The 26219-nt window shown below is 45.1% G+C and carries 20 protein-coding genes and 2 pseudogenes; 13 read left to right on the forward strand and 9 right to left on the reverse strand.

Annotated features, from left to right (window positions below; all coding sequences use genetic code 11):
• Positions 1-129 precede the first annotated feature (129 nt).
• The 10 genes from NM96_02575 to nrdD all read left to right on the forward strand — a co-directional run bounded on the left by NM96_02575 (position 130) and on the right by nrdD (position 15727).
• Complete coding sequence (locus NM96_02575; GenBank protein AVR78391.1) at positions 130-1521, forward strand: purine permease; 1392 nt, start codon at positions 130-132, stop codon at positions 1519-1521.
• A 122-nt stretch (positions 1522-1643) separates the two neighbouring features.
• Positions 1644-2579: a hypothetical protein gene (locus NM96_02580; protein ID AVR78392.1), complete on the forward strand. Its 936-nt coding sequence runs from the start codon at positions 1644-1646 to the stop codon at positions 2577-2579.
• Between the two features lie 876 nt (positions 2580-3455).
• Positions 3456-4382, forward strand: coding sequence for a hypothetical protein (locus tag NM96_02585; protein AVR78393.1), 927 nt, complete (start codon positions 3456-3458; stop codon positions 4380-4382).
• Between the two features lie 411 nt (positions 4383-4793).
• Positions 4794-5336: a hypothetical protein gene (locus NM96_02590; GenBank protein AVR78394.1), complete on the forward strand. Its 543-nt coding sequence runs from the start codon at positions 4794-4796 to the stop codon at positions 5334-5336.
• A gap of 255 nt (positions 5337-5591) precedes the next feature.
• Complete coding sequence (locus NM96_02595) at positions 5592-6131, forward strand: hypothetical protein (GenBank protein AVR78395.1); 540 nt, start codon at positions 5592-5594, stop codon at positions 6129-6131.
• Between the two features lie 318 nt (positions 6132-6449).
• Entirely contained in the window at positions 6450-7394 is a 945-nt protein-coding gene (locus NM96_02600) for a hypothetical protein (protein AVR78396.1), read from the forward strand.
• A gap of 180 nt (positions 7395-7574) precedes the next feature.
• A complete protein-coding gene (locus NM96_02605) occupies positions 7575-8501 on the forward strand; it encodes a hypothetical protein (protein ID AVR78397.1) in 927 nt (308 codons plus the stop codon).
• A 1173-nt stretch (positions 8502-9674) separates the two neighbouring features.
• Complete coding sequence (locus NM96_02610) at positions 9675-12935, forward strand: hypothetical protein (protein AVR78398.1); 3261 nt, start codon at positions 9675-9677, stop codon at positions 12933-12935.
• Between the two features lie 439 nt (positions 12936-13374).
• The gene (gene nrdG / locus NM96_02615; GenBank protein ID AVR78399.1) at positions 13375-13911 is read left to right on the forward strand and encodes an anaerobic ribonucleoside-triphosphate reductase activating protein; all 537 of its coding nucleotides are present in this window, start codon (positions 13375-13377) and stop codon (positions 13909-13911) included.
• Positions 13912-13945: 34 nt separating this feature from the next.
• Positions 13946-15727: an anaerobic ribonucleoside-triphosphate reductase gene (nrdD, locus tag NM96_02620; GenBank protein AVR78400.1), complete on the forward strand. Its 1782-nt coding sequence runs from the start codon at positions 13946-13948 to the stop codon at positions 15725-15727.
• Positions 15728-15927: 200 nt separating this feature from the next.
• Here the strand turns inward: nrdD and NM96_02625 are convergent, their stop codons facing one another.
• Positions 15928-16257 (reverse strand): hypothetical protein, encoded by a 330-nt coding sequence (locus NM96_02625; protein ID AVR78401.1) that lies wholly within the window; start codon positions 16255-16257, stop codon positions 15928-15930.
• 42 nt (positions 16258-16299) lie between these two features.
• Entirely contained in the window at positions 16300-16551 is a 252-nt protein-coding gene (locus NM96_02630) for a hypothetical protein (GenBank protein ID AVR78402.1), read from the reverse strand.
• A 360-nt stretch (positions 16552-16911) separates the two neighbouring features.
• On the opposite strand from NM96_02630, the pseudogene NM96_02635 reads away from it, so the two are divergent.
• A pseudogene (locus NM96_02635) lies at positions 16912-17053 on the forward strand (IS5/IS1182 family transposase).
• A 95-nt stretch (positions 17054-17148) separates the two neighbouring features.
• Here NM96_02635 and NM96_02640 read toward each other — a convergent pair.
• Positions 17149-18021, reverse strand: coding sequence for a short-chain dehydrogenase (locus NM96_02640; protein AVR78403.1), 873 nt, complete (start codon positions 18019-18021; stop codon positions 17149-17151).
• 163 nt (positions 18022-18184) lie between these two features.
• Between NM96_02640 and NM96_02645 the strand changes: the two genes are divergently transcribed.
• Both NM96_02645 and NM96_02650 read left to right on the forward strand, forming a co-directional pair.
• A complete protein-coding gene (locus NM96_02645; GenBank protein ID AVR78404.1) occupies positions 18185-18541 on the forward strand; it encodes a transcriptional regulator in 357 nt (118 codons plus the stop codon).
• 119 nt (positions 18542-18660) lie between these two features.
• Positions 18661-19152, forward strand: coding sequence for a DUF4189 domain-containing protein (locus NM96_02650; GenBank protein AVR78405.1), 492 nt, complete (start codon positions 18661-18663; stop codon positions 19150-19152).
• A 113-nt stretch (positions 19153-19265) separates the two neighbouring features.
• Here NM96_02650 and NM96_02655 read toward each other — a convergent pair whose 3' ends face one another.
• The 6 genes and pseudogenes from NM96_02655 to NM96_02680 form a co-directional block, all read right to left on the reverse strand.
• Positions 19266-19832, reverse strand: coding sequence for a peptidylprolyl isomerase (locus NM96_02655; GenBank protein ID AVR78406.1), 567 nt, complete (start codon positions 19830-19832; stop codon positions 19266-19268).
• A 149-nt stretch (positions 19833-19981) separates the two neighbouring features.
• Positions 19982-20545, reverse strand: coding sequence for a polyisoprenoid-binding protein (locus tag NM96_02660; protein ID AVR78407.1), 564 nt, complete (start codon positions 20543-20545; stop codon positions 19982-19984).
• A gap of 173 nt (positions 20546-20718) precedes the next feature.
• On the reverse strand, positions 20719-21348 hold the full coding sequence (locus NM96_02665) for a hypothetical protein (protein ID AVR78408.1): 630 nt from the start codon (positions 21346-21348) through the stop codon (positions 20719-20721).
• Between the two features lie 170 nt (positions 21349-21518).
• Positions 21519-21926: pseudogene (locus NM96_02670) on the reverse strand (transposase).
• A gap of 30 nt (positions 21927-21956) precedes the next feature.
• On the reverse strand, positions 21957-24404 hold the full coding sequence (locus tag NM96_02675; GenBank protein AVR78409.1) for a cell division protein FtsK: 2448 nt from the start codon (positions 24402-24404) through the stop codon (positions 21957-21959).
• A gap of 170 nt (positions 24405-24574) precedes the next feature.
• Positions 24575-25939: a sodium-dependent transporter gene (locus NM96_02680; protein AVR78410.1), complete on the reverse strand. Its 1365-nt coding sequence runs from the start codon at positions 25937-25939 to the stop codon at positions 24575-24577.
• Positions 25940-26219 lie beyond the last annotated feature (280 nt).

A 26219-nucleotide genomic window follows, 5' to 3' on the forward strand; every position in this document is an offset into this window, starting at 1 on the left:
CAATGCCGGTTTTCAGACGACCTTTTGCCGTATTTGTATTGCAGGCTGAAATTGATAGAACATACAGTATTGGTTACAATTTCGTTTCTTAAATTTTTTTAACGTTTGACAACGGATAGAAAGACTGCGATGGCTGAAACAATGAAAAAACAGGCGGATTCGCCTGATTTGGTGTACGGTTTGGAGGATAAACCGCCATTCGGAAATGCCTTATTAAGCGCGATAACGCATCTTCTGGCGATTTTTGTGCCGATGATTACGCCCGCGCTGATTGTGGGCGGCGCGCTGGAATTGCCGGTGGAGATGACGGCGTATCTCGTGTCGATGGCGATGGTGGCGTCGGGTGTCGGCACTTATTTGCAGGTCAACCGCTTCGGACCGGTCGGTTCGGGGATGCTGTCTATCCAGTCGGTGAATTTCTCGTTCGTTACCGTCATGATTGCGCTCGGCGCGGGGATGAAAGAGGGCGGTTTGACTAAGGATGCGATGATTTCGACGCTGTTGGGCGTATCGTTTGTCGGCGCGTTTTTGGTGTGCTTCTCGGCATGGCTTCTGCCGTATTTGAAGAAAGTGATTACGCCGACAGTCAGCGGCGTAGTCGTGATGCTGATTGGCTTGAGTTTGGTACACGTCGGCATTACTGATTTCGGCGGTGGCTTCGGCGCGAAGACGAGCGACACGTTCGGCTCGATGGAAAACTTGGGACTGGCGTCGCTGGTGTTGCTGATTGTGTTGATATTCAACTGCATGAAAAATCCGCTGCTGCGTATGAGCGGCATCGCAGTCGGGCTGATTGTCGGCTACATTGTCGCGCTGTTTTTGGGCAAGGTAGACTTTTCCGCGCTGCAAAACCTGCCGCTGGTTACGCTGCCCGTACCGTTTAAATATGGCTTTGCTTTCGACTGGCACGCATTTATTGTGGCGGGCGCGATTTTCCTGTTGAGCGTATTTGAAGCGGTCGGCGATTTGACTGCGACGGCAATGGTGTCCGACCAGCCGATTGAAGGCGAGGAATACACCAAACGCCTGCGCGGCGGCGTGTTGGCGGACGGCTTGGTATCGGTGATTGCGACGGCTTTGGGTTCGCTGCCGCTGACCACCTTCGCGCAAAACAACGGCGTGATTCAGATGACCGGCGTGGCTTCGCGCCATGTGGGCAAATATATTGCCGTGATTTTGGTGTTGCTGGGTTTGTTCCCCGTCGTCGGACGCGCGTTTACGACGATTCCGAGTCCGGTTCTCGGCGGCGCGATGGTTTTGATGTTCGGCTTGATTGCGATTGCGGGCGTGCGGATTTTGGTCAGCCACGGCATCCGCAGGCGCGAAGCGGTAATTGCGGCGACTTCGGTCGGTCTGGGCTTGGGCGTGGCGTTTGAGCCGGAAGTGTTTAAGAACCTGCCCGTCTTGTTCCAAAACTCCATTTCCGCCGGCGGCATCACGGCAGTTATCCTGAACCTGCTTTTGCCGGAAGATAAAACCGATAAGGTCGTCAAAATCGATACCGAGGGGCTGGAGCATTAAGCTTCAAGCGTAAACAAAAAGGTCGTCTGAAATTTGATTTTCAGACGACCTTTTTGATAATCCTATTACATAAATATGACATTCGTGGAATAATCCGAAAACTTTAAAAAGCAGGCAACAATATGATTAAAAATAAGAAAATAATTTTTACGATTTTAATTTTAGTTATCTCTTTCTCAATTTATTTTTTCAGCAATTACCGTATCTTCTTCTCCCCTTTTGAAATCCTCAGCAACAAAACCATAGAACAGAATCTGCAAGGGATTTGCGTGGATGAGGGAAGGAAATTGAGCAAGGAAGAGTTGCTGAGACGGGCTTTGGTCAGCTATTTCGCACATGAGTCGTCGGGGCAGTATTTCGATGACCCATCTGACTACGCCTGGAAGGACAGATGCCCCACGGAGAAATCGTGTCAGTTGTATATGATGCCGGCCATCGAGATGGGGGATTATATCTTTGACAAAGAAAAAAGAATCTCGCTATTAAAGGCAAGGAATAACGGAGTTACATTCAGCAGGGCGGATCATTTTTTTCCAAAAAATGTCCGCTACCAATCGCACAAGCTGCCCTTCGGGTTTTATGCCTCAAACAGGTTCAGTTCTTTTTACCCTTATGACTGCTGCGGTATCAAGGAAAAGTCAGAGTTGTTGAAATCTGATTATCCGTTCAATGGTACACCCGAATTATTGGAACAAAGAGGGCTGGGAAATTATTTTTTGGATTTAAAAATAGTAAGCGAAGGAATGAATGTTTATTATCATAGATATATTGTTAATAATTGTGGACAATATATTCCTGATAAATATTCTTCCGTGCAAGGAAATTATACTAAATATATGACAACTTCCTATGGATTTTATCTGCCGCAAGATTTTATTCAAATTGTTTCCGAAATTCCTATTGGCTGTTGGAAATGGAATTATGGTAAACCTGATAATTCTACCATAAATTCTCTAACAAAATCATTTGATTATATGTTTCATTACCAAACTCTTTGGGATGGTAATGATTTTTACAGTTGCCTAAGAACCCTTAAATTACGCGAGGAAATACAATAATGTCTCAAACTAAAAAATTTGTTTTGGATTTGTCATGTTAAAAAATAAAATCATTATATATTCATTTTCTGTATTAGTATTTACGCTAATATTTTTTCTTTTGTTTAGATTGAAATATTATTTTGTTTTAGATGATTATTATAACAGATATAACTCTGATATTAGTTACATAAATTCAGAAGAAGTAAGCCGTTTATATGAGAAAAAACAATACGATTACTCTTGTGGTTTGATTACTATATATACTACATATTCTAGCGATAATAGCGCACATAATCTATGCTTAAACTCTAAGGTTAAATTTTCATCTAATACTATTGAAAAAAAACTATCGAATTGTGAGATAGTTACTGATAATTTTATGGGAAAAGAATATTTATTTTATAGAACTAAGTATACATTTAAAAATGATATTGATAGCATTTGGGGAACTTTAAATATTAATTACTTCTCTGCTGGAAATGATGCAAAGAATGATGCAAATTTTTCATATTATTCATTAATACATAATATGAATACAACATCGGCAGATGGAGGAGGAGAATTCTTATTGAAAGATATTAATATTAAACAGAAAACTAGAATTTGGAAGTCTGTTAATATTTATGGGGTGGAAGGTAAATACACTAAAGATGATTTTTCAAATTGCTCTAGTGTTATATCTTCTGATAAATTATTTGTTAATTAATAAGCAAGCATAGCCTGTATAGAGTCTCTGTTTCACTAGATAGGATGTATGCGAAACTGACGCACGCGGTTGTTTGGATTTGATATTGAAAGGTCGTCTGAAAATTTCAGACGACCTTTTCAGTAATCTTATTGCATAAACATGACATTCGTAGAATAATCCGCAAACTTTAAAAATCAGGTAACTATATGATTAAAAATAATAAAATAATTTTAGCGATTTTAACTTCAGTTATCTTGTTCTCAATTTATTTTTTCAACAATTACTGTATCTTCTTTTCCCCTTTTGAAATCCTCAGCAACAAAACCATAGAACAGAACCTGCAAGGGATTTGCGTGGATGAGGGCAGAAAGTTGAGTAAGGAAGAGTTGCTGAGACGGGCTTTGGTCAGCTATTTCGCGCATGAGTCGTCGGGGCAGTACTTTGAAGATACGTCTGATGGTGCATGGAAGGACAGATGCCCCACGGAGAAATCGTGTCAGTTGTATATGATGCCCGCTATCGAGATGGGGGATTATATCTTTGACAAGGAAAAAAGAATCTCGCTATTAAAGGCAAGGAATAATGGAGTTACATTCAGCAGGGCGGATCAGTTTTTCCCAAAAAATGTCCGCTACCAATCGCACAATCTGCCCTTCGGGTTTTATGCCTCAAACAGGTTCAGTTCTTTTTACCCTTATGACTGCTGCGGTATCAAGGAAAAGTCAGAGTTGTTGAAATCTGATTATCCGTTCAATGGCACACCCGATTTATTGGAACAAAGAGGGTTAGGAAATTATTTTTTGGATTTAAAAATAATTAATTTAAATTTAACAGATAAAATGGAAGTATATTATATGAGATATATCATAAATAATTGTGGATTATATCTTCCTGAAAAATATTCTTCTGTAAAAGGCGATTATACAAAGCATATGACTACAGATTATGGTTTTCATATTAATGAAAATTGGATTCAGGTGGTTACAGAAATTCCTGTTGGCTGTAGAAAATGGAGTAATGGAAAACCTGATGATTCTGTAACGCGTTTACTTTTTAAAAGATTGGATTATATTTTCAACTACCAAACCATTTGGAATGGTAATGATTTTTACAGTTGTCCTAAGGACTCTTAAATTACACGAGAAAATGCAATAATGTCTCAAACTAAAAAATTTGTTTTGGATTTGTCTGGAAATTATACAAGCGAAGTATTGTATGAGATGTATTCATTTGGTTGTTTAGGTTTAGTGTAGAAATGTTGTTTGAAAATTCCTGATGACCTTTTATATCAGAAATATAACCACTGGGTAAAAACGCTTTGTCTTTTTATTCCATTTTTATAGAATATTTCAAGCTGATAGATATTTGATTATCCTAATGATCAATTGGGCAATTTTATTGTTAGATATGATGGAACGGTTATGGCGGCGGTTGCTTATTACATTTTTATTTTAATCATCGGAATTATTCCTGGGTTTAGGATTGGGGCAAGGTTTTACAGAAAAAGGCATTCGGAAAGAAAGAGAAAGGTAAGGACTTAAATTATGATTGGTATTCTTCTCCTGATTCTTCATATTATTGTCTTTGTGTCAATCGGGTTTGTTCTTGGTGCAATATTTGAATGGCAGAATACAAAATGGAATATTCTTCATTCTAATAAAAAGAGAAAAATATTTTATATTTTAGGGATGGTTATTGGCTTTGTTTTGATGTTTGGAGATGAGCTGATTGGGGAGATTCAAATGAAAAATATCTGCAATTCAAATAAAATGGTTTTTGTTTTCCCTATTGAAGATTTTAAACATAAAGATCTAATAGAGTTAGATAGTAAGTATCTAAAATTAAAAGGAAGTGCTGTTCCTGTACGTTATTATGTTCGTAAGTATGGGGGTGATGATAAAAAAATTTATATTATTTCTAAATCTTATATGGCATCTGGGGGGTGGGTTTCACGTTTAAATGACTCCGTAATTGGAAGTTCAATTGGTCCAATGTGGATTTCAGATTGGAATAAACATTGTAATTCTATGGATTATAAAAGACTAAAAGATTTATATGATGTTAAAATCATTAATTTAAATAATTAAATTTAAGAAATATTATGAGTCAGATTTAGGGAATTTATATTAGCTCGTTGCTAGCTGATGCAGTTTATACGGATATTCAAAAACTTAGAGATAATAGTGCTCGGATTTATTGTTAGACGTGATGGAAGGGTTATGACAGCGGTTACTTATTACATTTTTATTTTAGTCATTGGAATTATTCCTGGGTTTAGGATTGGGGCAAGGTTTTACAGAAAAAGGCACTCGGAAAGAAAGAGAAAGGTAAGGACTTAAATTATGATAGGTATTCTTCTCCTGATTTTTCATATTATTGTTTTTGGGGCAGTTGGGTTTGTGCTTGGTGTGGCATTTGAGTGGCAGTATGCAAAGCAGAATACTCTACTTGATTGTAAAAAAACAAAGTTATATCTCTTTATAAGTCTCATTTTGGGATTTGGATTTATGTTCTTTGATGAACTAATAGGATTGATTCAGTTTGAAAAATTATGTAATCAATCCAGTATTGTATTTCTGCATAATCCTAATGAGATAAAAAATAAGGATTTAATAGAAGTAAGATATAAAAAAAGTAATGTTGGATTTTCTTTTTTAGAAATTTATTATTATAAGAGGGAATATGTTGATTCTCATGGAGAAAAATACATTATCGTTTATCCTTATGTAGCTAAAGGGGGGTGGATTTCAAAAGTATTGAATGGAGCTGTAGGGGGAGAGAAAACGCCTTTTCTCTTCTCTAATAGGTACTGTAATCTTCATTATATCAACTCAATTGATAAGTTATATAATTTTAATATAGTCAAAGAGATTGATTTTTAAACGTATATATATTTGAAAATCATACTATGGAATTTTTATTAATACTATTAAAAATATTGTGTGGTGTGCAGTTTATACAAAAGTAACTGAAGCCGCTAATTCAGGTTTAATAGGATGAGAGACATTGTAAGGGAGAGCAAGCCGTAGCCTGCATAAAGTCTCTGTTTCATCAGATAGGATGTATGCGGAATGGACGCACGCAGTTGTTTGGATTTGGCATTATAAGGTCGTCTGAAAAAATCCTATCCTGTCTGGTAGTTCGATTGCATAATTTTACAAGTCATTTATAATACAAAAAACAAAATCAAGGATAACTATATGATTAATAATAAAAATATAATTGTGCTAATTTTAACATTAGTTATATTCATTTTAATTTTATTTCCTGTTTTCGCATTTAATTTACCTTGGATAGCATCCAAAATAGAAAAAGTATATTTGGGTATCAGTTCTTATTTTGAATCTCCAAAAGAAAAAGAATTTCGGATAAAGAAAAAAGAAGAGCAGAACAGGGAAAATTATAGGCAGCATTTTTTTTCTAAATTAATATGTAATAATCCAAGTAACGAGTTAAGTAATAGCGAATTATATGAATTAGCTATGGATGATTATTGGAAATATCAGGTTGAAAAAATTTCCGATTGGGATAATAAAATTCAAACATTGAAAGATGAAAAATTAATACTTGATGATACTCCATATGATTTAAATAGGAAAATATGCGGGCTGAGGAATATAAATGGAGAAAAATCTAATGAAATAAACAGTACTTGTTATCCTTGGTTATTATATGAATATAATGATTTAAATATAATTCAAAAATGGGAAAGTAAAAATTACAAGATAAGTGATTTTAAATCATTGGTATCAAAAGAGTGGTCAGGAATTTCTTTTAATCCTTTCGAAGATAGACCTTACAAGGGAAAATATTTTAATAGAGAAACTCCTTTTGCAGTTATTCAGAGAAGCTACGATGGTGTTGTATGGTATCCCAAAGATTGTTGTCGATTGCTGGAATATTCAGAATTAAAAAGTAGTTATGATTTTGTACATACATTGTATCTTATAGAAAAATTTATGAGTATTGAGGAGTTGAATAAAATTAAGTTCTTAGTTATAAAAACCTATAATTTAGATCGCGCAGTTTCTTCTTATACTGGCTTAAATATGCTAGGAAGAAGTAACAATTATGCCAGTAGTGCTGTTTTATTGGCATATCCAGTTACATATTGTGGGAAAATAACACCATTCATTAAATTTTAATTTTAGCAAGCTATAGTCCCTGTTTCACTAGATAGGATGTATGCGGAATGTACGCATGAGGTTGTTTGGATTTAGTATTGAAAGGTCGTCTGAAAATTTCAGACGACCTTTTCAGTAATCCTATTGCATAAACATGACATTCATAGAATAATCCGCAAACTTTAAAAATCAGGTAACTATATGATTAAAAATAATAAAATAATTTTAGCGATTTTAACCTCAGTTATCTTGTTCTCAATTTATTTTTTCAACAATTACCGTATCTTCTTCTCTCCTTTTGAAATCCTCAGCAACAAAGCTATAGAACAGAACCTGCAAGGGATTTGCGTGGACGAAGGAAGGAAATTGAATAAGGAAGAATTATTAGCCAGAGGAATGACCAGTTATTTCAGATATTTATCACAAGGTAGATATTATGACGAAATGAATAGTGAATGGAGAGAATATTGCCCTGTCGATGGTGCTTGTTGGCTTACTTCTGTTGGGAAAGCAAGCATAGCAGAATATATTTTTGATAGCAGAAAAAGGAAGTTTTTAAATCAAGAAGAAGGCAAGAAAATTCTTTTCTCTAACTCAGGTTTACTATTTTCATCAAAGAATAATCCAAAAATAAATAATGATAGTTTTTATTCTGTTATAGAAAACAGCTCCGTTCATTTTTTCCCGTATAAATGTTGCAGTATTAATGATAGAAAAGATTTAACGGAAGATGATTTCCCATTTTTAGGAGTGCCTAATTATCTAGAAGAAAGAGGTTTAGGAAGCTATTTTTTAAATGTTTCTAGTTTACATATTGGAAAAAATAATAACTTAACTTATATAAATAAAAAGTATATTCTGAGTAATTGTGGTGATTATTTGCCTGAAAAATACTCTGTAGCATCACCATATTCGGGTACATATGAGATGAAAGCTCACAATGAATTATATATCCCATACAAAAATTTTGAAGTTTATAAAAAATATATTTTTGATTTAAATATATGCTCAAAATGGGTAAATAATAACACACCTTTATATAAAGTTGATATTTCTAACCCTGAAGAAAAAGTTATATGGGATGGACAATATCTTTTTTCTTGTAACGTCAAAAGGAATCAAAAATGAACCAATATAAATTTTTTGAATTAGATTTAAATACAAACTATGCTAATAAGGTTCTATCTTACTATTTATGGGGTATGGATGCCCCCCCCTTCAAAGACCAATTTAATATCTGAAAATTGGATTGATAGAGCAAAAACAGATCAAATTGTTTTAAATATCGATACAAGAAGTTTTTTGGATAAAACTGGTTTATATCAATATCACCCCTATGAGTTTGGTGTTATTCGAAAGTTTTTCAATAATGAACATGAAAATGGAAGTAAAGATTTTAATGTTTTAAAAAATGGTAATCTTCAAAAATTTTCTAATGGGGAGTTATCGCTTACTTACAATGAAATTAGAAGTTATCTCTATAGAGAAAGCAATAATCTTGATTCTAATTATATGAAATCAGCTCTACCTGTTCGAGACTATTACTTTTATTGGGATAAGGATTATAACGCTGAATACTTAAGTAAGAATGCCTTTGTTTTTGGTTCGGTTAAGTTAACTTTTGATACAAATAATATTCGTTTTATTGTTGATAAAAATGGTAATCCTTTGCGAATTGAAAATTTTAAATTATTTCCTTATAGCAAGATAAATATTGGAGATTACAATGAAAGAAATGGAGACTTTCAAGATAACTTTGATTTTAAGGGAAATGGCGGCTTAACAGATGTTGTCAACACTTTACTTGACCGTATAACTGATCCTTTCAGCATTGGTAAAAAAGTCTTGTTTCAATATATCGGTGTTGATGCACTGGAAGGTAAAACTATTCACCCTATGGAATATAATAATACTATTATTCATCCCTATATTGATCCTTATGTTCGACCTAAATTTGAGGCTTATGTTCAACCTCAAATCAATAAGATGAGGATGGTATCAAGATTATTTGGTTTCTTGAAGGAGTTTCAATCTATTCAAAATTCAGGCGTAATTGATTATTTGGATGATGCTAACCAATTGGTTATCTATGGAACTCAGTCGAAGGATACTTTGAATGATTACAAAATCAAAAAGGTTCTGAGTGTAGATATCGAAAAAACTGACACTCAGGAGCAGGAGTTGGATTTAAGTAAAAATATTGATTTGAATACTATCAGTACCCAGATAAATACTTTAATTAGTTCATTATTCCCTCTCAGTGTCAATATAGCGAAAGAGCTGGGACTATTTAATGAATTGATGCAACAGATAACCGAGTTAAACCATTATCAGAAATATACGAAATATGGTGCAACCTATATTGCAGGAGAAGGTAACGATACCCTTATCGGTACTGAATATTCAGACCGTTTCTTAGGCGGCAACGGTGACGATACCTACCGTATCAACGGTTTAGACAATGTCTTCGACAGCGACCACAAGGGGTCAATCGTGTTTTCAGACGACGTCCGCGCGTCCCGTTTTATCCGAAACAGCGAAAGCGACGATACTTGGTTGAGCGTGGGTGTGGACGGCAAACCTGACGGTTTGATGACGGCGGTGCGTCCTGCTCTTTCCCATTCGCTGTTGGTGAAACACGGTAAGGATATGGCGGTCATTCGCGGTTTCTTTGAAGGCGAGAAATCGGATGTTTCGGCTTTGGGGATCACATTGATGACCAAAGAGAAGCCTGCCATGCCCGATTCGGAGGCCGGGGAAGGCTCTTTGGTGCGTACCGACGGGGTCGGTACGGCGGACAAGTACAATGTGTTCTATGCGAATGCGCAAGACCGTTGGTTCAATCTGACGGGCGGCAATAAGGACGATGTGCTGTTTGCGGGCGGCGCGGGCAGGCTGACGGTGTCGGCAGGTGCGGGCAACGACCGTGTGTACGAAAGCTACGGCGCGGACGTCATCAACGGCGGCGAGGGCAACGATTTGTTGAACGGGAGCAATTTTGCGGGCAACAAAACCGAGGCGCAGAAGGCGGAAGACCGCGACATCATCATCGGCGGCGCAGGCCGGGATTTGATTTACGGCGGCGTGGGCGACGATGTGATTTATTCGGAGCTGACAGATAGCCATCTGTCGGAAACGGGTTCGTCCGAACGCGGCGACTGGGTTGCTGCGGGCGAGGGTGATGATGAGGTTTTCGGCAGCGCAAACCGCGATTTGATTACGGGCGGCGAAGGCAGCGATACGGTCTTCGGCGGCGCGGGCGACGATGTGATTCTGGGCGACGGCTTTTTGCGCGCCGGCCGCCGCGGACATTATATTTCCACGGGTGGCGGGGACATTTATTTCAATTACGGTACGGTTGCGCCCGTTATGCCGTTGGTGCCGGGCTTGGTCATGCCGCGTCCGGTACGGATTCCTGCCGGTACGCTGAGCTACGAATATACTTGGGGCGACGGTAAATGGGATCCGAACTATCTGAACAGCGCAAGCCGTACGCACAACGATACGGATGCTTGGGATGTTGTGATTGACGCCGAGACCGGCGATTACGCGCTGACGGCGAAAATTGCGCCTTCGGACAATGTACACCGCGTTGCTGCGGGCGGTGCGGCGGATGTGCTGCATGGCGGCGCGGGTAATGATTTGCTTGTCGGCCAGGACGGCAACGATGTGCTGTACGGCGGTTCGGGCAATGACATTTTGTGGGGCGACGACAACCGCGACGCTGCGGTATCGGGAGACGATTACCTGGACGGCGGGGAGGGCGACGACAGGCTCTACGGCGGCAAGGGACACGATACGCTGGCGGCGGGCGCGGGACGCGACCTGCTCGACGGTGGCGAGGGTTTCGATTCTTATCTCTTTGCGTCCCGCGATTTGCAGAATGCCGATGATGTGAAAACCATACGCGATGCGGGCGGGGAAGGCGCGATCTTTATCGACGGCGTTTCGCTCGACAGTACGGTTTGGACGGCGGATGCCGATAAGCCTGATGTTTGGCATTCGGCGCAAGGTTGGACGCTGGCTCTGATGGGCACAAGCCTGGTTTTGACGGGCGCGACGTTCCAAGGACAGATTGCGATAGAGAATTTCCGCGATGGAATGTTTGGATTGGCGTTGCCTGCGCTCAATGCTGCTCCGCAGGCGGATAAGGCAGTTGAAACTTTGTCGGTATCGGCGGATAAGCTGTTCAGCCACCAACTTGCGGATGATTTGTTCCGCGACGATAAGGGTGTCGTGCGCTATGAATTGACTTTGGCGGACGGCTCGCCCCTGCCCGAAGGTTTGGCGTTTGATTCGGCAAGCCGTACTTTGAGCGGCAAAGTGTCGTCTGAAACGGATAAATTGGTTTTGAAAATCAGTGCATTCGATAATGAGGGTTTGTCGGCGTCTCAAGATTGGACGTTGGCAATCGGGGCGGAAAACCATGCGCCCGAAGTGCAGAGCCGTCTGAATACGCAATACGCACGCGCGGGACAGGAATGGAAGTTTGCATTGCCGGAGGGATTGTTTGCCGATAAAGACGGCGATGCGCTGACTTACCGCGCGACGCTTGCCGATGGTGGCAGACTACCTGAAGGCATGGATTTTGACGGTAAACGCGGCGTATTCGGCGGCAGGGTTCTGCAATCGGGCAGCTTTAATTTGAAAATTACGGCAGCCGATACGCAGGGCGCAACGGCAGAAGCCGCTATGCGCTTGGAAGTATTGGGACGTTCGTCGGGACAGGACAGGATTTTGACCGGAACGGACGGCGAAGATCTGCTGCGCGGCGGCTTGGATAGTGATGTGCTGGCAGGCGGTGCGGGCAATGATACACTGTATGGCGGTATCAACAGCAGCGATGTTTACCTTTTTGCAGCGGGACACGGACACGATACCGTCAGGGATGCGACTTATCAGGGCGGTAAATTTACCGATACGCTGCGCTTCGATGGCGCGGTTTCCGGTTCGGTCAGATTTATCCGCAGCGGCAACGATTTGACCGTCAAGGCATACGGTGAAGACGATTCGGTAACGGTCGCCAATTATTTCCAGTCGGTTGCCAACCGTCATGTACGTTTCGAGTTTGCCGACAAAACCTTGGATGCGGAAGCCATGAAAACAGCGGCTATGGAAATATATGGCTCCGATACAGGCGCGACGCTGACGGGCTGGCACGGCAACGATACGATTCATGGCGGCGCGGGCAACGATAAAATCTACGGCGGCTACGGCAAAGACACGATTATCGGCGGGAAAGGCGATGATTATCTGGCAGGCGGTATCAACACTGCGGATACTTACGTTTTTGCGGCGGGACACGGCAAAGATACAGTAGCCGACGGCTCAACCCGTGCGGGCGTGTTTACCGACCGTTTGGTGTTTGAAGGGGTGAAACAGGCAGATGCCGTGTTCGCACGCGCCCAAGACAGCCTGCTTATCCGTGCTTTCGGTGAAGGGGATGAGGTGAAGGTTGAGCATTACTACGCTTCGGCACAATCGCGAGACCTCAGTCTGAGTTTTGCCGATCAGATGGTGAATCCTGCACAATTGTACGAACGGGTGCAGCATATTGTCTGATTGAAGGCTTGGGGAATGTGTAAAGGTCGTCTGAAAACCTGGAAACGGGTTTCAGACGACCTTTTCTGTTTTTGAGATTTAGACTGGGGCTCATTCGATAATGGCGGTATTTTGTCTCATAAAGCGCCGTCTTCCGCATTAAAAATGCTCGTAAGATGTTCAATCTTGCTGTGCTTTTTGCCTTGAATCCGGCATTTTCTGTGCCCAAAACCGACTCATTTCAAATTGTCAGTCTGCCTTGAAGCAGGTCTTTGCCATAACGGAGTTTGCTTATCACGACTTATTTTTCGTATTGGAAGCCGGTCTTGATTTGTAATTTCAATATGAGGAATTATTAAAAACTATCATATCGGTTTGTTGCATTGTTAAATAAAAATACCATATCTTGTGTTCTTATGATTTAATTCACACCATATATTGTATTTATGCGTGGCAAGTCATGGCAGCGTTGAAATTCACAATCGAGCAAATTGTCTGGCAGGAAGTGCCGGGTGAAGTGTCGCTGGCGTTTCTGTTTTCCGGCTGCCCGCTGCGCTGCAAGGGTTGCCATAGTGCCGATGCGTGGAAAGAGGGTGTCGGCACGGAATTGACCGAGGATTATTTGAGAGGTCGTCTGAAACGCTATCGCGGGCTGATTAGCTGCGTGTTGTTTATGGGCGGGGAATGGCAGCCGGAAGCCTTGCAGAAAATGTTGGGCATCGTGACGCAGGCGGGGTTGAAAGCCTGTTTGTACACCGGTTTGGAGTGTGAGGAGCTGGAGGCGGTTTCAGACGGCATCCTGCCTTATCTGACGTATCTGAAAACCGGCCGTTGGCAGATGGAGCTGGGCGGCTTGGACAGCCCGACAACCAATCAGAAGTTTATCGATTTGCGTACGGGCGAGGTGTTGAACCGCTTGTTTATCAAAGACAAACCCGCGCCCAAAATCATCCCGATTACGACTCAGCCGCAGACGGCCGCTTTTCAGACGGCCTGAGGCTTTTTATCCAACCCACACAGGAGGACTTAACATGATTCGGCTGCATCCCGAACAGTTAAACGGCAAACTGCAATTCATGCACGACTACATCAGTGCGCAAAACGCGGCGGACGGCTCGAAAATGGACGCCAACGCCAACGTTACCCAGAAAAACATCGCCACGATGGAAGCGGAAATCATGAAAGACTTTTTCGTGCAGATTAACCGCGCCCAAGTGTCGCGCAAAATCGCCGAAATTTTCGACCAATCCGTTGCCGACGAATACATCCGCCAGATTGAGGCACACGAGATTTATGTGCACGACGAAACCAGCCTCAAGCCTTATTGTGTGTCGGTTACGCTCTATCCCTTCCTGCTCGACGGCTTAAGCAAACTCGGCGGCGAATCTAAGGCGCCGCAGCATCTGGCATCGTTTTGCGGTTCGTTTATCAATCTTGTGTTTGCCATCAGCGCGCAGTTTGCCGGCGCGGTGGCGACGGTGGAGTTTCTGACCTATTTCGACTATTTCGCCCGAAAAGACTATGGCGACGATTATTTGGAAACCCACGGCAAAGAAATCGCCAACCATATGCAGCAGGTGGTGTACAGCATCAACCAGCCCGCTGCCGCGCGCGGCTATCAGAGCGTATTCTGGAATATTTCCGTTTACGATCAATACTATTTCGACGCAATGTTCGGCGATTTCGTCTTCCCCGATTTCAGCAAACCGGTGTGGGCGAGCGTGGCGAAGCTGCAAAACTTCTTCCTCAAATGGTTCAATCAGGAACGCACCAAAGCCGTTTTGACTTTCCCCGTCGTGACCGCTGCGATGCTGACTGATGGCGGCAAATGCAAAGACACCGTGTTCGCCGACGCAATGGCGAAAGAGTTGGCGGAGGGCAATTCCTTCTTCGTCTATCTTTCCGACAATCCCGACTCGTTGGCTTCCTGCTGCCGCCTGCGTAACGCCATCGAAGACCGCACTTTCAGCTATACCCTCGGCGCAGGCGGCGTGGCGACTGGTTCCATTAACGTCATCACCATCAATATGAACCGGCTGGAACAAGACGGACGCGACCTTGCCGCCGAAGTCGCCAAAATCCACAAATACCAATACGCCTACCGCAAACTGATGGAAGAATACCAAGCCGCCGGCATGCTGCCCGTTTACGATGCAGGCTTCATCACGTTGGACAAACAGTTCCTCACCATCGGTATCAACGGCATGGCGGAAGCCGCCGAATCGCAAGGCATCAAAGTCGGCTACAACGACGATTACATCAACTTCGTCCAAGGTCGTCTGAAAACCATATTCGAAGCCAACCAAGCCGCCAGCAAACACTACGGCGTGAAGTTCAACACCGAGTTTGTCCCCGCCGAAAACCTCGGCGTGAAAAACGCCAAATGGGACAAAGCCGACGGCTACAAAGTCAGCCGCGAATGCTACAACTCCTATTTCTACGTCGTCGAAGACGAAGAAATCAACGCGCTCGACAAATTCCTGCTGCACGGCAAAGAACTGGTGGACTGGCTCGACGGCGGCTCCGCGCTGCACTTGAATCTTGACGAAGCCCTGCCTGAATCCGGCTATCGTTCGCTGCTGGACATCGCCGCACAAACCGGCTGCAACTACTTCTGCGTGAACGTGCGCATCACCATCTGCAACGAATGCGGCCACATCGATAAACGCACCTTGCACGCCTGTTCCGCCTGCGGTTCGCACGACATCGACTACGGCACCCGCGTTATTGGCTACCTGAAACGCGTATCCGCCTTCTCGAGCGGACGGCGCAAAGAACATGCGCTACGGCATTACCATCGTAAAGCGGCTTGATGGTATTGAATAGATAAAGGTCGTCTGAAAACTGGTTTGGGTTTTCAGACGACCTTTTAGGTTTTATCTATGACTTAATAAAGGATGGACAAGTTTAAACTGCGGTATTTAGAAAGTTTAAACTCAATTAGCCTATGAGGCTGAGAATAAGAAAAACGACCGATACGCCGTACCGGTCGTTCTTACGAATACCTGCTAAATTAGAACCAAGCTTTGATCAAAGCGGCAGTACCTGCGATACCGCCAATCAGACCGACCGCACCGGCAGCAGTACCCATTGCACCGTTGATTTGGTCTCGTTTGTTGGCGCGTTTTTCACGTTCCAATGCCAGCTCTTCAGAAACGTTTGCACGTTGGCGACGGTGTTGTTCCAGTTCCGCACGGGAGAGTTGGGCAGAGGCGCGGTTACGGCCTGCTTTGATGGCTGCGGAATCGTCACCGATAGCCAAGTCACCTACGGAGCTTCCTTGAGTAGCGCAACCTGTTACTACCAGAGAAGAAAGAAGCAGGGCAGCAATTGTTTTTTTCATAATTTTTACCTAGTAAAAAAATTAAGCGGGTGTATTGTAAATTTAGTGGAGGATATAAATTTTTTGATCACCGTAAGCACGTTTGATGGCATCTGCTTCATCCATCATTTCCTCACGGCGTTCGCGACGGCGTTCGGCACGTTCTACTCGTTCATCGTGCTGAACTCTTTGGGAATCAGCCCGCATTGTGGCTTCTTGTTCAGGGGAAGGTAAGAAGCGCATATTGCCATAGGTTGGAGAACAGCCGACCAGCGCAGATAACACAAGGGACATCAAAACAGTTTTTTTCAACATAACAAATCCACTTATCCTTAGAGAGAGTTGGTTTGGGTTAATTCTTTTCATTTTATATCAAAAATTATGAGTTTGGCAAACTATTTTACGAGTGTTTGGGAGGTTATAAAAAATGATATGACATAAATATCAGCGAACGGTAATCCTAATATTTTAAATAAATAACCCATTGTTTAAATGAGATAATAGTTAAATAACTAGCGGATATTTGTATGTTTATTTATATGAATTTACTAATGTAAGTAATCAAATATTAATAAGGCTCGTATGCCATTTTTTTGCATCATTTTAGCCGAGCTATATTTTATGTTTATAGATAGAAAAGAGGTTGTCCCAAGAAATTAAGGCAACCTTAAAAAAATATATAGTGGATTAACTTTAAACCGGTACGGCGTTGCCTCGCCTTAGCTCAAAGAGAACGATTCTCTAAGGTGCTGAAGCACCAAGTGAATCGGTTCCGTACTATCTGTACTGTCTGCGGCTTCGTCGCCTTGTCCTGATTTAAATTTAATCCACTATAGTGAAACGCGTGATTTCCGTTTTCAGCATGAGAAGCCTGTCTGTAAGATACAGCCTATTTTGTTTCGGCGTAGAGGCTCAATCAATGCTGCCGAATTTGCCGCTTTTGAAATCGCTGATGGCTTGGCGGATTTCTTCGGCGGTGTTCATCACAAACGGGCCATAGCCGACGACAGGTTCGTCAATCGGGACGCCGGAGAGCAAAAGGATTTTGACTTCTTCGCTGCCGGCTTCTATGTGTACGTTGCCGCCGCTTTTCTCAAAGCCGACCAATTGTCCTGCGTCCGCCTGCTCTTTGCCGTTTAGGGTAACGTTGCCCCGCAGGACGACCATAGACAGGTTGTGGGCTTCGGGTATTTCCAATACGGCTTTTTTACCGGCATTCAAAACGATGTCCCAGACGTTCATTTCGGTGAAGGTGTCGGCTGCGCCTTTTACGCCTTTGTATTCTCCTGCAATCAGCCGCAGGCAGCCTGCTTCGTCAGGGAACTCAACCACGGGGATACCGGCTTTGGCGAGATGCTGATAGCGCGGCGGCGTGTTTTTGTCTTTGGCGGGCAGGTTGACCCAAAGTTGGACCATTTCAAACAGTCCGCCTTTTTTGCTGAAGTTTTCGGAGTGGAATTCTTCATGGATGATGCCCGAACCTGCGGTCATCCATTGCACGTCGCCTTCGTAAATGATGCCGCCTCCGCCGCTGGAGTCGCGGTGTGCCACTTCGCCGTGGTAGGCGATGGTAACGGTTTCAAAGCCTTTGTGCGGGTGTTGGCCGACACCGCGCGGGCTGCGGGCTTCGTTGGGGGAGAATTCATAGGGTGCGGCGTAGTCGAGCATCAGGAAAGGGTTGGTGCCGCGGTCGTCGCCCATGTGGGAGAACAAGGGTTGGACGAGGAATCCGTCGCCGACCCAGTGTTGGCTGATTGCACGGTAGATTTGTTTGACGTTGCGCATGATGAGGTTCCTTCTTGTGGGCTCATCTGAAACCTTTTCAGACGACCTTTGTGTAATGAAATTAATAATGTCGTGGTTGCCATACTTTGTTGCATGTATTATATGGGGTACAAACTTATTCACAAGTACGCACAATTTTTATACTGTCATTCGGAGGTCAATAATGGCGGAAACAGAACCGGCACACGGCGCCTGCTGTCCGGTCGTTAATACTTTAGATATTATCGGCGGCAAGTGGAAAGTGTTGATTTTATATTATTTATACGGGGAAACCCGACGATTCAACGAGTTGCAGCGTCTGTTGGCAGGTGTTACCCAGCGGATGTTGACGTTGCAGCTGCGCGAGTTGGAGCACGACGGTATTGTCCATCGCGAAGTGTATCCACAGGTGCCGCCGAAGGTGGAGTATTCGCTGACCGCGTTCGGACGGACATTGATGCCCGTCATCGAGGCGATGCACCGCTGGGGCGAGCAATATGCCGCAGAATGCGTGAAACACAGAAAGCAGCCGCAAGAGTAAGCAGCTTTCAGACGACCTTTAGTCCGTTCGAGCAGGATAAGGTCGCCTGAAAGGGGCATATATCATGCCGTTCTTTTGTTTTATAATGACAACAGCCGATGTAAATAAAGTAATCAGGGATGAATATGAAAAAAACAGTTATTGCATTGCTTCTTGCCGTATGTGCAGGTACTGCGGGGGCGGCGGATACTTATGGCTACTTGGTCATGTGGCAGAATCCTGCGGATGGCGGCAGTGCCGTACAGCTTAAAACAACCAAAGAAAATGCTTCGCAACTGGAAGCAAATGCCGAATTGGAGGCTTTCTGCCGCGCACAAGATACACTTTCGGGCGTGCAGCAGGGGCAGGCGACAGGGTGTAAGTCGGTTATTCCGCTTCACAATACCTGTATTGCGCTCGCTTATCCGAAAGCGCAAGGCGGCCTCACGGCGGAAAATGTGGTCGCTATTACTTCTCCGCGTTTTAAAAGCGTCCATCAGACTGCGTTGAACCAATGTATTAAAAAATATGGGACGCAAGGTCAATGTGGTTTGGAAATTGCGTATTGTACGTCCGCTGATTTGTATGGCGGTCAGGTCAGGGCGTTTTGGAACCGCTTGAAATCGTTGTAAGTCATTGAGTTAATTTTTATGGTATAGCCGTTTAAAACAAAAAAAGGTCGTCTGAAAATAGGATTCCGTTATTTCGATTTTTCAGACGGCCTTTTTATTTGGATTCGCGATATTTATTGGGTGACGGTTATACGTTTGATAATAATGGGTTTGATTGGGACGTTTTGATGGAAGCCGCGTGTTTCAGTCGGTGTTTTGCTGATTTGGCGTACGACATCCATGCCCGAGGTTACTTTGCCGAAGACGGCATAGCCGTAGCCTTGCGGGGTTTTGTTTTTGAAGTTGAGGAATGTATTGTCGGCAGTGTTGATGAAGAACTGGCTGGTGGCGGAATTAGGATCGCCGGTGCGCGCCATGGCGATGGTGCCGACAGTGTTTTTTAAGCCGTTGTCCGCTTCGTTGATAACAGCTTTATCTGTGGTTTTTTGGGCAAGGTCTGGGGTAAAGCCGCCGCCTTGAATCATGAAGCCGTCGATAACGCGGTGGAAGATGGTGTTGTCGTAAAAGCCTTTGCGGGCGTAGTTGACGAAGTTGGCGACGGTTTTGGGTGCTTTGGTTTCGTCGAGCGACAGGCTGATGTTGCCCATATTGGTTTCGATGACGGCGTGTGTCTCGGCTTGGGCGTTGAAGGCTGCGGCAAGGGCAAGGGCGGCGAAAGTGAGTTTGAGGGTTTTGTTCATTTGAGTGTTTCTCGTAGTGTGAAAATCAAACGTTATTATCGCGGATTTTATGTGAAATCTCTAAAAGGCGTTGTGAAATATTTTAAGGTCGTCTGAAAACGGATACAGTAAACTTCGTTTTCAGACGACCTTATGTGTTGCGCAGTGGCTTATTGTTTGGCTGCTTCGATTTGGATGTCGATGCGGACGTTTTTGGTCATGCCTGCATCAACCAGATAGTTCACACCCCATTTGGTGCGGTCGATGGTGGTGCTGAAGTCGCCGCCGCAAACTTCGGTTTTCGCCATCGGGCTTTGGTAGCAGTTGAATTTTTCGGCTTTGAGTTTGACGGGGGCGGTTTTGCCGTGCATGGTCAGGTTGCCGTCAACGGAGAGCAGTTTTTTGCCGTTGAAGTTGAATTTGGTGGAAACGAAGCGGATGTTCGGGTATTTGGCGGCGTCAAAGATGTCGGCGGATTTCAGGTGGTCGGTGAAGTGTTGCGAACCACTTTGCAGGTTGGCGACGGGGATGGTGATGTCGATTTTGCCGGTGCGCTTGGCTTGGTCGAAATCGACGGAGCCGGTCAGACCGTAGAAGCCGCCGACGTTGGTGCTGGTGTTGAAGTGGTCGATGGCGAAACGGGCGTTGGCGTGGTATTCGTCCACTTTGTAGGTGGCGGCCGAGGCTGTACCGATGGCTGCTGCTGCGAGTGCGGCGAAGATGATTTTTTTCATGATTCTTGTCCTTTGTGTGAGGTTGTAAAGACGTTTATCTTAACATAGGAAAGGATGAGAATCATTTCTTAACGGTGAACGGTAGGTTTACTTATGTTTGATAAAAAGGTCGTCTGAAACCGATATTTCGGTTTGAACTGGCCCCCAAATCTTGGACACTCATAAAAGCCTATTCAGGCGCTCTGTGCAAGCTGGGTTCTGTATGCGACAGGACTCAGCTTTTTCAATTTCAAACTGCAACGCTCACGGTTGTAGTAGTCTATATAATCATCTATCTGCTTCATCAATTCGTCCACCGTCAATTCACCTGCGTTATAGAAACACTCCGTCTTCAACACCGCAAAGAAGCTTTCCATCGGCGCATTGTCCCAACAGTTCGCCTTTCGCGACATGCTTTGAACCATGGAATGCTCCGCAAGCAATTCCCTATACCCCGCCGTACGGTACAGCACACCTTGGTCCGAATGAAGCATCGTTCCTTTATCAGTCAGACGGGGGGCAGCTTTTTCGAGCATTTCCTTCACCATTTCGCTGTCGGCTCTGCGGCTCATGGCGTAGGCGACGATCTCGCGGTTGAACAAGTCCAAGATTGGCGAGAGGTACAGTTTGCCGTCTTTCCCTTTGAGTTCGGTAACGTCGGTCAGCCATTTTTCGTTGGGCTTTTCGGATTTGAATAGGCGTTTGAGGAGGTGTTCCGATATCTCGCCCATGGCGGGATGGCGGTAGGCTTTTTTCGCCCGTATGAGGGCTTTCAGTTCCAACTGCTTCATCAACCGCGCCGCTTTTTTGCGGTTCCAACCCAATGCGGCGGCAATGCGCCTTTGCCCGTAGCGTCCTTTATGCCGCCGGTAGGTTTCGACGAGGAGGGCTTTGTCGGCTGCGTCGGGGTCGGATCGGTCTTGGTGGTGGTAGTAAAAGCTGCTTTTGGGCAGGTTTGCGATATGCAGCAGGTATTTGAGCGGATGTTGCGCCCTCAGTGTTTGGACGGTTTGGCTTTGTCCTTTTCGGTCCGCTTTTGGCTGAGGGCTTTTAACTCCTTTAGGTAGGCGACCTCTGCGCGCATATAGCACAACTCTTCAATAAGCTCTGCCTGCGTTTTTTCTTGATCGGGTTTATCTGCGATGAAGGGGTTTTTGCGGTGTTGGGGCATGGTTTTGGATTGGGGATGTTCGAGTGCGCCGATACCGCCTTCTTGATAGGCGCGTATCCATCGTCTCAGGTGGGTTCGGGAAATGCCGTAGTGGTCTGCGGTACGCTGCTGGCTGCGTATATGCAGGTAGTGGAGTACGGCTTGGTATTTGAAGTGTAATGTATATTTGCTCATAAAAAAACTGCACCTTGTGAGTTGGAGGGGATGTCCAACTTTTGGGGTGCAGTTCAGTTTTCAGACGACCTTTGGTAATTACAAGGATTACAACTGGTCTTTTTGCGCCAAAATCCTGCGGCTGCCGTTGATGTCTGCGGGAGAAACAATACCGGCGTTTTCGAGCGCTTCCATCAGATTGGCGGCGCGGTTGTAGCCGATGCGCAACTGGCGTTGCAGGGAGGAGATGGAAGTTTTTTTGCTTTCCAAAATGTAGGCGACGGCTTGGTCGAACAATTCATCGCTGCCCGCATTCGGATTGACGATGTTGGTGGTTTCCAGCGCGGCTTCACCGCTGAGCAAACCTTCGACATAGTCGGCGGGGGCTTGCGATTTGACGTAGTTGACGACTTGATGCACCTCGTCGTCTGAAACAAACGCGCCTTGCAGGCGGGTCGGCTCGGCGCTGCCCGGTTGCAGGAACAGGGAGTCGCCGTATTTCAGCAATTCGTCCGCGCCCATTTGGTCGAGGATGGTACGGCTGTCGATTTTGCTTTGTACGGTAAACGCCATGCGCGTCGGGATATTCGCTTTAATCAAGCCGGTGACGACATCGACGCTCGGTCGTTGGGTCGCAACAATCATATGGATACCGGCGGCACGCGCTTTTTGGGCGAGGCGGGCGATTTGTTGCTCGACGGCTTTGCGTTCGGTCATCATCAGGTCTGCCAACTCGTCGATAACGACCACAATCATCGGCAGTTTTTCCAGCGGCTCGGGATCGTCCGGATTCAGGCTGAACGGGTTGGGCATGGGTTTGCCCGATGCTTTGGCGGCTTCGACTTTTTGGTTGAAGCCTTCCAAGTTGCGCACGCCGGCGTGGGAAAGCAGGCGGTAGCGTTTTTCCATTTCGGCGACACACCAGTTCAACGCCTGCCCTGCTTCACGCATATCGGTAACGACCGGGCAGAGCAAGTGCGGAATGCCGTCGTAAATGCTCAATTCGAGCATTTTCGGATCAATCATGATGAAGCGGACTTCGTCGGGCGTGGCTTTGAAAAGCATGGACATAATCATGCCGTTCACGCCGACGGATTTACCCGAACCGGTCATGCCGGCGACCAAAAGATGCGGCATTTTTGCCAAATCGCCGACGACGGGCGTACCGGAGATGTCTTTGCCCAGCGCAACGGTCAGCTTGGATTTGGCTTCGGTAAACACGGACGAAGACAAAATTTCACTCAACATCACGTCTTGGCGTTTTTCGTTCGGCAACTCAATGCCCATCGTGTTTTTGCCCGCGATGGTTTCCACGATGCGCACGGCTTGCAGCGACATGGAACGCGCCAAATCTTTAGACAAAGCAACGATTTGGCTGCCTTTTATGCCTTGCGCGGGTTCGATTTCATAGCGCGTAATCACCGGGCCTGAAGTGGCGGACACGACTTGCACGCCGATGCCGAACTCAGCCAGCTTGGACTCAATCAGCTCGGCAGTGCGCTCCAATTCGGCGGGATTGATGCTGACGGGTTCGCCATTGGGCAGGCGCAGCAGGCTCATGCTGGGTTTGTGGTATTCGCCTGTCTGTTGCGGCTCGTTGTCTTCAAACAAAGAAGCCTGAATTTTGGGCGGCGGCGCAACGGAGACTGCGACGGATTTGCGGTTGCTGGTGCTGCCTGCAAGCGGAGTAACGGGCGTGGCGGTGATGTTTTTGGCTTCTTTCACCATGCGGCGTGTATTTTCCGTTTCCAAGGCTTCGGCGGTCGAGCCGTCATCCTTGCGTCTGCCCAACGCCTTTTTCAGACGACCCCAAATGCCTGAAAACAGGCTTTCGGTATTGCGTCCTGTTTTTGCCATGAACTCCAGCCAAGACACTTGCGCCAGCAAGGAAACGGAAAGCAGCAGCATGACGCACATAATCAGCAGGCTGCCGGATTTGCCCAGCAGCCAAGCCAAGCCCGAACCTGCCAAAGCGCCGACCAAACCGCCCGCACCGACAGGCAGGGTTTCGTCCAAAGTATTTTGAAGGGTGAAATATTCGAGAATCGGGCTGCACACCAAAAGCAGGAACAAAGCCAGCGCGGCAACGCCGTGATTGTACGATTTGTAGTTTTCGCGCTTTTGCAGCGGGCGGAAATTTTTATAGAGGAAAACGCACGAAGCGGCGATCCACCACCAAAATGACAGTCCGAAAAGATAATAGCCGACATCGGAAACATACGCGCCAAACAGCCCGCCGAAATTGGCGATGTCGTCCGATTTCGGCACGCTGCGCGACCATGCGGGGTCGGTCATTTTGAAGCTGGCGAGGGAAATGGCGATGAAGACCGTCACCATCAGCCCGAAGAGCCACAGCGCGTCGTTAATCAGATTGACGACATGCTCGGGGCGCGCTTTTTTTTCTTCATTTTTTTGCAGCGCTTTGGCAGCCTTCAAACGCTCGGAAACCTTGTTCGGCTCTGTCTGCGCCTTCGTTTGGCTTTGACGGCGCGTGCTCAGTTTGGCGTTTGTTTTGGCTTTAGTTTTTGATGCGGTTTTAGAGGATTTTGCGGTCATGGATGGATTTTTGATATTCGGTACAGGTCGTCTGAAAAGGGAAAACCGACGGGGAATCAATCCGTCGGGTGTAATGTGTGTAAGGTCTAAATTATACCGTATTTACTGTTTCTTATAAAACAAGGTCGTCTGAAAAGGTTTTCAGACGACCTTGTTGTCCTAATTAGACTTTAGAACAGGTTGCTGACAAAAATCAGCAAAATCACTAACGGTACAAGGTATTTCACATAAGCAAACCAAATATTGACCGTCGTATGGTTGCCTTTATAAAGCAATTCGTCCTTCGCTTCGTCCTTCATCACAAAACCGACAAACAACGCGGAGCCGAGCGCCGTCAGCATAAACAAGATATTGCCGCTGATATAGTCAAAGGCATCAAAAATATTTTTGCCGAACACGGAAACATCTTTCCACGGGCCATAGCTCAGAATGGACGGGATGTTGCCGAAGATGAAGATAGCAGCCAATACAATCGTAATCGCGGCAGTACGGCGGATTTTGGTTTTTTCCTGAATCGTCGTAATCAACACTTCATAAATGGTCAGCGAAGTCGTCAGCGCGGCAATCAGGAGCAGCGAGAAGAAAATCACGGCGAACACAGGTCCTGCCCACATATTCGAGAATACAATCGGCAAACTTTGGAATACCAAAGTCGGACCGGAATTGGGCGCGACGCCGAAGCTGAAGAGCGACGGGAAAATCATAAAGCCCGCCAGTACGGCGATGATGGTATTGGTAATTGCGGTAATGACTGCGGTTTGCACCAGATTTTCGTTTTTATCCAGATAGCTGGACAAGGTAATCATTACGCCGAAACCCAAGCTCAAAGCGAAGAATACTTGCCCCAAAACGAAGACGAAAAGTTCTGCAGTAATCTTGCTGAAGTCAGGCTTCAGATAGAAAGTAATCCCTTCCATCGCGCCCGGCAAGGTAACGTTGCGCACGACCATGGCAATCAGGAATAGAAACAGCAGCGGCATCAGGTATTTCGCCGCTTTTTCAATGCCGCCGATGACGCCTTTGACCAAAATCCATTGGTTCACAACGACAAACAAGAAAGTGTAGAACGCAATTTCCCAGGGGCTGTTTTCGATGTGTTCGGTAAAGAAGCTTTTCGTTAGTTCGCCGCTGACAGGGCTGGAAATATTCAGGTTTCCGCTAATAATATTAATGATATAGCTGATCACCCAGCCGCCGAGCACCATGTAATACGCCATGATGCCGAACGAGCCGAGCAAGCCCATCCAGCCGACCAGTTTCCAAATTTTAGCGACGGGTTTGCCGTTCATCGAGCCGCCGAACGCATCCAGCGCGTTCACACCTTTGCGCCGTCCGATGACGTTTTCCACCAAAATCATCGGAATACCGATAACAAACATGGCGATACAGAATAAAAACACATACGCGCCGCCGCCGTTTTCACCGACCAAATACGGGAAACGCCACGTCGCGCCGAAACCGACAGTCGCGCCGGCAACGGTAAGGATATAAGCCAAACGGTTGGACCAAGTTTGACGGGGTTGGTTGGAAGACATAAAACACCATCTGCCTTGTTGGGAAAACTTGAAATTATACGCGAACGGATTAACGGTTCTTAACTGAATATCAAAAAGCATTATAGTGAAAACATCTGGGAATTTTGCATTTTTTAGGGGAAAGCCATAAAGACAAAGGTCGTCTGAAAACAAAACAGGGGATATAGCTGGATATACTAGGAAACCATTGTCATTTCCCACCCTATTAAAATGTCAGGATTCAGACTTAAAACCACGATATGAAAAAACCTGCTTTGATCATGCAATCAAAGCAGGTTTT

This window comes from Neisseria mucosa (assembly GCA_003028315.1).
GTDB lineage: Bacteria > Pseudomonadota > Gammaproteobacteria > Burkholderiales > Neisseriaceae > Neisseria > Neisseria mucosa.